The organism is Flavobacterium sp. UBA4854 (assembly GCF_002399805.1).
GTDB lineage: Bacteria > Bacteroidota > Bacteroidia > Flavobacteriales > Flavobacteriaceae > Flavobacterium > Flavobacterium ginsengisoli.
In genome coordinates this window covers 32,160-41,604 of the sequence record NZ_DHEI01000025.1, presented here as the reverse complement: position 1 = coordinate 41,604, position 9,445 = coordinate 32,160, and the positions used below count along the sequence as shown (strand labels likewise).

General features: G+C 34.5%; 8 protein-coding genes. All 8 read right to left on the bottom strand.

The window, feature by feature from the left end; all coding sequences use genetic code 11:
- Window positions 1-306 precede the first annotated feature (306 nt).
- Complete coding sequence (locus tag B3J44_RS02825; RefSeq protein WP_286965652.1) at window positions 307-954, bottom strand: Pr6Pr family membrane protein; 648 nt, start codon at window positions 952-954, stop codon at window positions 307-309.
- 48 nt (window positions 955-1,002) lie between these two features.
- Complete coding sequence (locus B3J44_RS02820; RefSeq protein WP_286965650.1) at window positions 1,003-1,560, bottom strand: YdeI/OmpD-associated family protein; 558 nt, start codon at window positions 1,558-1,560, stop codon at window positions 1,003-1,005.
- A gap of 28 nt (window positions 1,561-1,588) precedes the next feature.
- Complete coding sequence (locus B3J44_RS02815) at window positions 1,589-1,906, bottom strand: MazG-like protein (RefSeq protein ID WP_286965649.1); 318 nt, start codon at window positions 1,904-1,906, stop codon at window positions 1,589-1,591.
- Between the two features lie 3 nt (window positions 1,907-1,909).
- A complete protein-coding gene (locus B3J44_RS02810) occupies window positions 1,910-2,824 on the bottom strand; it encodes a helix-turn-helix domain-containing protein (RefSeq protein ID WP_286965648.1) in 915 nt (304 codons plus the stop codon).
- Window positions 2,825-2,842: 18 nt separating this feature from the next.
- Entirely contained in the window at window positions 2,843-3,148 is a 306-nt protein-coding gene (locus B3J44_RS02805) for a hypothetical protein (RefSeq protein WP_286965647.1), read from the bottom strand.
- A gap of 12 nt (window positions 3,149-3,160) precedes the next feature.
- Window positions 3,161-3,967: an SDR family oxidoreductase gene (locus B3J44_RS02800; RefSeq protein WP_286965646.1), complete on the bottom strand. Its 807-nt coding sequence runs from the start codon at window positions 3,965-3,967 to the stop codon at window positions 3,161-3,163.
- 140 nt (window positions 3,968-4,107) lie between these two features.
- Window positions 4,108-6,519, bottom strand: coding sequence for a sugar-binding domain-containing protein (locus B3J44_RS02795; protein WP_286965645.1), 2,412 nt, complete (start codon window positions 6,517-6,519; stop codon window positions 4,108-4,110).
- Between the two features lie 238 nt (window positions 6,520-6,757).
- A partial coding sequence (locus B3J44_RS02790; RefSeq protein WP_286965644.1) for a malectin domain-containing carbohydrate-binding protein occupies window positions 6,758-9,445 on the bottom strand: 2,688 nt, incomplete at its 5' end.

Below are 9,445 nucleotides of genomic sequence, written 5' to 3'. Positions count from 1 at the left end.
TTGACAAATATAACTACTAATTAGTTAGTAGAAAAACTAATTTATTAATATTTATACTAATTAATTAGTTAAACCAGTAATTACGGAATATTCAGGCAATGAATTTTTACCGTTAATAACTTAAAAAAGAATTAATTATAACCTTAAAGTAAAGTTTAGATACAAAAATCAAGATATTTTTGATCTATTAAATTAATGTCATCGGAAGTTCGTAGAAAAATTTCAGGAGAAAGAAGGAAAGGAGAAAGTTTCTTTTTTTATTAATTCCTGACTAGAAGATTGACTATTTTATTTTAGCTTTCCAAGCTAATCAATCCTAGTAGTTCTAATTTTTGAAATCGAAATCAAAATCACAGACAAAACGACAAAAGAGATTAAAACGAAAACTCCGTTTATGAATGCTGTTTGCAATCCGAGCTTAGTAACATCAATAAAAGGATAAGGATAAAAGCTAGAAACAAAACCGTGGATTATGGTATAAATCATGTAAATAATCGGGTAAACCAACCAAAACCAAATGGTTTTAAAAGAGATCTTTTCTGGACTTACAAAAAACAGCCAGAAAAAGAAAAATAAAACTGGTACAACAGTATGGAAAATTTCGCTTACAATGCGATGGTGTCCTTGCAAATCTAAAATTGGGCGAAGGAGCACATTAAAAACAATTCCGACAATCAAAATGTAAACCGTAATTGCGGTGATTGTAGTACATTTTTTGAAAAAAGCATTTGCCTTACTATTACCACCAAATAGCAACAAAGCACTGCAAAGAAAAACGATCGTATTTGTTGTAATGGTAAAAAAACTAAAAAAACGAACTGCTGCACTAAAAAAAGTGAATTCAGGACTTTTTAACAGCAAATAAAACTGTACAGGCAAGGCGTATAATTCTAGGGCAAAAATAATACCTAGCAAAATCTCCCCTTTTATTTTTGTGGTATTTTCTTTTTCCATATTTCACTAAAAGTCAGATCACTAAAATACGGATTTTATTCGAAATATTTACAGTACTCTTTTCTGTTTTTCGCTCTCAGCAATCGTTTTTTCAAGCCTTGACAATTGTGTTTTTTCCTGTTTGGCACTCATAATCCAATGAATCATTACTTTTTTATACGAAGGTGCTTGCTTTTCAAAGAATTCCCAAGCAGTTGCATTGTTTTTAAACTGTTTCTCGTAAACATCTAACAACGGAACTGGTTCTTTTTCGTGCGAATAAATCTTAGACTTATTTTCGGTTCTAAAACCAAACGCTTTCAAACCAGCATCAGTCATTAAACCCGCTTTTGTCAAATCTTCTATCTTCTGAATATTAATCGCACTCCAAATGCTAGAAGGCTTTCTTGGAGTAAAACGAATTGTATAACTTTCCGCATCAATAGATTTTCTAACACCATCAATCCAGCCAAAACAAAGCGCTTGATCTACAGATTCTGACCAGCTCATAGAAGGCTTTTTACTCGTAACTTTATAAAAACCAACCAAAAGTTCTTTCTCTTTTTGATGGTTTTTCTCAAGCCATTTTCTAAATTCTAATTGATTTGGGAAGAAAGTTGGTGTCATCTATATCTATTTTATTTTTAATAAATTCTTATAATAATTTTTCTGTTTTAGCTAAGAAATCTTCTGTAACGGTTTCAATATTGATATTCATTCTTTCAGCTAAAACCGTCAGCCACCAAATTGATTCTCCTATTTTATGCTTCAATTCTTCTTCTGTATTTGCTTTTGGCCATCTGCCTTCATGCGACATAACATGACGACCAACCAAACCGGCATCGGTTAAAAAAGCTAACGCATCTTCTTCTATTGTCCATTCACTTCCATGATGCGCTACTTCTAGTTCGTGATAACGCTTTCTTATCTCTACAGAACGTTGTTTTAATTCTTCAAAATTTAATGATGCCATAATTTAGTTTTTAGTAAATAATTCTTTAAATGCAATCGGACTTACATTTGTTTTCTTTTTAAAAAGTTTATTGAACGATTGCGGATGCTCAAAACCTAATTTATAGGCAATTTCAGAGACTGAAAGAGTTCCTTTTGCAATATATTCTTTTGCTTTTTCGATTAATTTTTCATGAATAAACTGCTGGGTATTTTGTCCTGAAATACTACGCAGTAAATCGCTCAAATATCGGGGTGACAACTGCATTTCATCGGCTACAAATTGTACGGTTGGCAAACCGTTTTCTTCTGGTTTTTCGCTATTAAAATAATCTTCTAATAGTTTTTCCAGTTTAGAAAGCACGTCATTATTAACCGCTTTTCTGGTTATAAACTGACGGTTGTAAAAACGATTGCTGTAATTAAGCAAAAGTTCTATCTGCGAAATAATAACATCCTGACTAAAATGGTCTATCCGTTCATTGAGTTCCTGCATAATGTTTGTGAAAACACCCAATATCGTCTCTTTTTCTTTCTCAGAAAGATATAAAGCTTCGGCAGCAGAATAAGAGAAAAACCCATATTTTTTGATAGTGGCATTTAAGGAATAAGGACGAAAAAAATCAGGATGAATATTTAATGACATTCCGCTGTAATCGGCTTCTTCATCCTGCATTTTAAGAACTTGTCCGGGAGACACAAACGACATTCCGCCTTCTTCAAAATCATAGAATCCATGTCCGTATCTCAGTTTTCCCGTGAAATTAGTTTTGAAAGATATTTTATAAAAATCCAAAACAATTCCGTTTTCAAAATCGTTGGGATCAAATACAGCTTCTCCATAATTCAGAATACTAATCAGCGGATGTACCGGTTTTGGCTGTCCCATAGCTTTATGCAACTCTGAAACAGACTGGAATATTCTGGGTTGATTTTTCATTTTAATTTTCTGACGTTTTTACAAATTTACAAAATGTTCGGCTGGCGTAATATTCCAACTAACCGTACCTTGATCGATCATATCATGAACAGGAGAATCACTAAGTTCTGTCATTAATTTATGCATTGCTTCAGTTCCTTCTTCTACACTGTCCCAAACGAGCATATCATAAACAACGTCTTTTTTCAATTCAAAAATTGTTCGGGAACGAAATCCTTTTTGGCGTTTCAAAAAAGCATCAATTTCAGTATTTGCTTCAATAAATTGTTTGGTTGTAAAACCTTTGAGTTTAAAGGTAGTCAATTCTATAGCTTGATTTTTCATCTGATTTATAAATTAAAAAGTAAACATTGATTTGATGTTTTGAATCTGAGTTTCAGCCCCCAAACTTAGTCGTTCGTTATACAATGCATTTGCATCTTTTCCCGCTACATATCGCAATTGGCTTTTATTATCTGTAGCAGCTTCAAAAATGATTTGCGCAACATCTTCAGCATTTGTATAATTGTCAATTTGTTCTGCGCTGTATCCTTTGCTTACTTCCGTAGTTAATTTTTCGTATGCTTCGTGTTGTGCAACTTCCATAGATCGTATGGCAAAATCTGTTTTCATTCCGCCTGGCGCAACCACTTTTACCTGTATCCCAAACTGAATTAATTCTGATGCAAGACTTTCTGAAAATCCGTCTACCGCAAATTTTGTTGCGCTGTAAATAGAGCAAGTTGGAAAACCCATTAATCCAAAAGTAGAAGTTATATTAATGAAAGTACCGCTTTTTTTCTCACGGAAATGAGACACAAATGCCTTTGAAACCCTAATAACGCCAAATAAATTAGTGACGATCTGACGTTCAATTTGATGATTTTCGAGAGATTCCAAAACGCCAATTAAACCATAACCTGCATTATTCAGAACCACATCTACAGAATATTTCTCCAAAACACTTTTAATCGTTGAATCAATCTGTTCTGGATTTGTAACATCTAACGGAAGTACAATGACGTTTTCCAGCTGATTTAATTCTGTTTCTTTTTCCGGATTTCGCATCGTGGCAATGACCTGCCATCCTTTACTTTGAAATAATTTTGCCGCAGATTTCCCTAATCCTGTTGAAGCTCCTGTAATAAAAATTGTCTTTTGCATTTTTAATTGTTTTAAAATTATAATGCAAAGATCAGCCGAAGCCTAAGTTTGTTTGTAGCCTATTTGGAAGATGTCGTAGCCAAAATGACGGATATAAAAAAACTCCATTATTGCTAATGGAGTTTTTTACTTTATATTTTTTAATTCACTTTAATTTCAACTGAAGAAACCGGAATTCCATTTCCAGTCTTAGCCTTCATCTGAATATTTTCTTTCTTCCCATTCGACTGAATAATCACAACACATTTTCCATTAAACAATTTACAGGAATTGGCTTTAAACGATTCCAAATTAGCCTGATAACCATTATCAACACCAACTAATTTTCCACCGCCAGAAACTTCAAAATTGATTAAATCCATTGCGGTTGGCAATAAGTTTCCGTCTTTATCAGTCATCGAAACTGTTACGTAAACCAAATCGTAAGTGTCGTTTTTAATTGATGTTTTTTCAGCTTTTAAGTCAATTTTAGAAGCTTCTCCCGTTGTATGGATTTCTTTTTCTAAAACTACTTTTCCGTTCTTTCTTGAAACCGCTTTTAAAGTTCCTTGCTCAAATTTTACACGCCAAGAGATATGAAGATCATCATTTTGTTTTGCTTTTTTTCCGAGGGATTTTCCGTTTAAGAATAATTCTACTTCATCGGCATTGTTGTAATACGCCCAAACTTCTACATCCTGCTCTTTTTTCCAGTTCCAATGTGGCAAAATATGAAGAACTGTTTTATTCGACCATTCGCTTTGGTACATATAATACACATCTTTTGGAAGTCCCGCTAAATCGACAATTCCGAAATAAGAACTTCTTGCAGGAAATGGATACGGATCTGGTTCTCCGATATAATCAAAACCTGTCCAGATAAAAGTTCCTGCCATGAAATCTTGGCTTTTGATCGTTTTCCAGTTTTCTTCATGCGTCGCGCCCCAATACGATTTCACTTGATCATAAGCCGAAACCGTCCAATCGGCATTTCCGTCAAACGCAGCGCCGTGTTTTGTTGGCCACGCTTTAATTCCGTCAGGAAAATCATAATGACCGCGCGTTTCTAAAGCCGAAACACTTTCTGAAGCTAATATTTTCTGTCCTTTAAATTTAGTTGGAAAATCCTTGTAATCTTCATGTTTGTAATTGAATCCCAAAAGATCTAAAGCACCAGATTGGTAAATAAAATTTTTCTCAATTACATTTTCTGTCAAAGCAGAAGTTACTGGACGAGTTGTATCTAGTGATTTTACAATTTTAGCTAATTCTCTTGTAATCGCAATTCCTGTCGAATCAAACTGTTCTCTAATTTCATTACCAATACTCCACATCATAACCGATGGATGGTTACGGTCTCTTTTAATAAAATCTTCTAAATCTTGTTTGTGCCAAGCATCCCAATCTTTGTGGTAATCGTTGGTTACTTTTTTCTTTTTCCAAACGTCAAAAGCTTCGTCCTGAACAATGAATCCCATTTCGTCGCACAATTGCATCATTTCTAAAGAATGTGGATTATGAGACATTCTGATAGCGTTTGCTCCCATTTCTTTCATCAAAGTCAGTTTTCTTCTAACCGCGTGAATATTTTCAACCGCGCCCAAAGCACCATTATCGTGATGCAGACAAACGCCATAAATTTTGGTTGGAACACCATTTAAAGAAAATCCTTTCTCTGAATCAAAATTGAAAAATCTAAATCCAAGTGGTGTTTCGTAATTGTCAACCAATTTCGATTTCTCGTAAACTTTGGTAATAACTTTATACAAATACGGATTCTCTGTACTCCATAATTTCGGTTGATTCAAAACCAAATCATGAACCTTTTTTTCTGAGGTTTTAGCGCCAATTTTTTCTGTTGAAGTATAATTGGTAACTTCTTTATTCTCGGAATTTACCACCGAAGTAACCAATTTAAATTCTTTCGCCGAAACATTATCATTATCAATGGTAACTTCCAAATGTATTTTTGATTTTTCTGCTGAAACTTCTGGCGTTGTTACAAAAGTCCCCCATTTTCCAACATGCAGTTTTTCACTAGCAACTAAACGTACATTTCTATAAATCCCCGAACCCGTATACCATCTTGAATTCGGCTGAGAATCGTTATCAACTTTTACGGCAATCGTATTCGATTTTCCAAAGTTTAAATATTGCGTCAAGTCATATCCAAAAGAAATATAACCATTTGGGCGAACTCCTAATGATTTTCCATTTATGAAAACTTCACTGTTCTTAAAAACACCGTCAAATTCAATCGAAACTGTTTTGTTTTTCCAATTTGCAGGAATTGTAAATACTTTACGATACCAACCTTTCCCCGCTGGTAAAAATCCTTGTGCTTGCTTGGTTTTAGCATCTTTATCAAAAGCGCCTTCAATACTCCAATCGTGCGGTAATTGAAGCGTTCTCCAATCTGAAGTATTGAAATTGGCATTTATTGCTTCGGGATAATCTCCTAATTTGAAGTTCCAATTTTTATTGAAATCTTCTACAATTCTGGCTTGTTTTTGTGCAAAAACTGAAACTGAAAATAGTAATGTTAAAGCAAATATTATCTTTTTTAAAATCATAATATATTTAAATAATTATTTTTAAAATTCCAAATTTCTACAATCTTGTCATTTCGACGAAGGAGAAATCTTCGCGAGTAACTCCGCAACGTAGTTCGCCAACCTTTGTCGAGCTTCTTGTGGAGATTTCTCCTTCGTCGAAATGACAAACTGGATGGATAATTGGAACGTAAACGCACTCCTGTGCGTCTCTACAATAAAACCTTGGCGTGTTTGTGCCTTTATGGCAAACCATCATTTACTGAAATTCGAAATTATCCAGCATCAACCCCTTCAAATCATCACCTTCAAGTGTTATTTTATACGTTCCTGCGTTAATATAACCACCAGATGTCGTATTCAAAATTTTCCATTTTTCAGGCGAAGGAAAAAACTCAATTGTATCATTTCGCATCAAAATTCCGTATGCATCTTCCATTTTGAATTTCACTTTCATCGGAGTTTCATTTCTATTCATAAAACGGAAACGCATTAAATAAATTCCAGCAACTCCAGGTTTTACTTCAAACTCGATGCTGTTGTTTGTCTTTTTTGTGAACTCAATATAATCGGCTTTTTTGAAATTTCCTTTTTCGATTCCTATTCCCGTTGTTTTTGTCTTTTCAGCTTCTATAATTACAACTGGTCTCGAATCGTCTTTTTCGCCCATATCGTAAGTTGGAACTACTGCAATTGTAAAATGCGACCCTGCTTTACCAAATTCAACTTTATCCGTTTTTTTAATTTCTTTCTTATAAACATCAAAAGAGAAATTCAAACTATTTTTAGCTTTTTCTTCCAGTTTAGTAAAGCCTTTCAACCAATCAGGAACTGGTTCAAAAACAGGAATAATTATATAAACATTCGAATCTTTCGATAAATCTAAATTTCCTGAAGGTATATTTACATCTGAAAACTGTAGATAGTCTGCTCCAAAAACCTCCGAAGGCAATTCGGTAAAACTCACATCTGAGTTTGAAAATTGCTTCGAATTAATATCTAGCCATGAAGCAATTTTAAAATCATTTTTAGAATTCAAACTTACATTCTGAATATTTTTTGGTGATTCCTCCGCAGGCCTTGCGTGAATATCTTTTGTTGCAATCGCAATCGCAGATATAATCGCTTGTGAAGCTTTGACATTCGGGAACGAAATCACAATTTTTCCGTTTGTACTTTTTACTTTGAATGTCTTTTTCAACGCGTTATCATGTCCAGCTTCTGCCCAAATATCAAAATCTTTTAAAACGATATTATTGTTTATTGCAACGTCAAACAATCGCCAACCTTTGCAATCCATTCCGCCACCAGTTCCGTACCAAGGTTCTGTGAAATATAATTCGACTAAATATTCGCCATCTGGTGCAGGAAATTCGTAACGCAGTTTATCAACTCCGTATCTAAAACTTTGAAATAATTCTGAATCTTTTGTTACGTTTATCGGGTCGAAAGTTGTTCTTTGACTGGCAAAAAAGTCTGGCAATTTTTCAAAATTATCTGTCCAAGATAAAGAGCCCCAAGTATTTTGACTGTTTTTGTGTGTATCGGTAAACCAAGTATTTCCAGCAGAATCTGTCAATTCAGATCCTCCGCAATTTACTCTGTAAATATAATTATACCCTTTTTGAGCTTTTGTTATATCCGTTTTCTCAGACGTTAAAGTATCAAAACTTGGTGCTTTTGGGAAGTTATTTAAAACGATATAATCTTTAGCAACCGCTTTTCCGTTTACATATCCAACCGCATATAAAACGTTGTACTGAATATTGACATTATTAAACTGAAAATGCTGTCCGATTCCTGGATTTTTTAGTTTTCCTAAAGAAGATTTATTGACATCGTTGAACAATTCTACTTCATCACAATTCGAATAAATATCGATTCCACTTTTGATTCCTGGTTTTTCCCAACGGCTTGGCCAAGTATGCGAAACGATATAAACCATCGGATTGGTTTTGTTTGAAACATAATTTGCTCGGTACATATAAAATGCATCCAAAGGTTCGCCCCAAATCGTAAAAAGTCCTTTATAATTTACTGGGCCGACTTTGTCAATGTCTCTAAAACCTTCTCCGTTTTGCACTCGTCCCGGATTTTCGTGAGAAGCAAAAAGCCAGTTGAATTGTCCCGCAATTTTATCTTTTACCGATTCGGCTTCTCTAACTTTAATTTCCATTAATTGAGAAAAACGGTTTTCGCTCAAAGTTCCTTTTTGGTCAAAATCGCCTTCCGTATGTAAATCAGCAGAACGCCATGCGCCGTATTCTCCGTTTAACAGCTGAGTTGTCATTTCCAGATGGTATTTTAACGGATCTCCGCCATACGTTCCTGACCAGTTCTGTACGACATTCCAATCTGTTCCTTCGCCACCGTTACAAGTTGTTACAATTCTTTGTGAAGCTGATAACGGGTCCATTTCGCGAATAATCTGTGTGCATTCTTCAGCAAATTCTTTCGGAATCGTGCTTTCATTCTGCAAGCCCCACATTACAACCGATGGACTGTTTCTGCGTTCTTTAATCCATTCTCGCAATAAGGTTTTAAAGTTTTCTTTGAACTCTGGCGTATCGTACCAAATATGTGCTGAAAACTGACTCCAAAACAGGATTCCGTTTTCGTCTAATTCTTTTTGATATAATAAATTATGAGGCTGATGCGCTTCTCTAAAAGCGTTAAATCCGCCCGCTTTGATTTGTTCGATTCTGGAATGAATCATTTCGTCTGAAAACGAATGACTTTTTCCAATTAAATGTTCGTATTCGCAAACGCCGTTTATAAAAACAGGTTCATCATTAATAAAAAAACGATTGTCTTTTCCGTCACGACTAACTGGCCAACTTACCCAACGGATTCCATAAGTCGTTGTTAACTGATCGATTATTTTTCCATTTTCATAAACAGAAGTAACCAATTTATACAAATACGGATTGGATGGCGACCATAATTT

What these genes read in the sequence shown, in the direction of transcription:
- B3J44_RS02825 (WP_286965652.1), bottom strand. Translation starts at nt 954, where the DNA reads ATGGAAAAAGAAAATACCACAAAAATAAAAGGGGAGATTTTGCTAGGT.
- B3J44_RS02820 (WP_286965650.1), bottom strand. Translation starts at nt 1,560, where the DNA reads ATGACACCAACTTTCTTCCCAAATCAATTAGAATTTAGAAAATGGCTT.
- B3J44_RS02815 (WP_286965649.1), bottom strand. Translation starts at nt 1,906, where the DNA reads ATGGCATCATTAAATTTTGAAGAATTAAAACAACGTTCTGTAGAGATA.
- B3J44_RS02810 (WP_286965648.1), bottom strand. Translation starts at nt 2,824, where the DNA reads ATGAAAAATCAACCCAGAATATTCCAGTCTGTTTCAGAGTTGCATAAA.
- B3J44_RS02805 (WP_286965647.1), bottom strand. Translation starts at nt 3,148, where the DNA reads ATGAAAAATCAAGCTATAGAATTGACTACCTTTAAACTCAAAGGTTTT.
- B3J44_RS02800 (WP_286965646.1), bottom strand. Translation starts at nt 3,967, where the DNA reads ATGCAAAAGACAATTTTTATTACAGGAGCTTCAACAGGATTAGGGAAA.
- B3J44_RS02795 (WP_286965645.1), bottom strand. Translation starts at nt 6,519, where the DNA reads ATGATTTTAAAAAAGATAATATTTGCTTTAACATTACTATTTTCAGTT.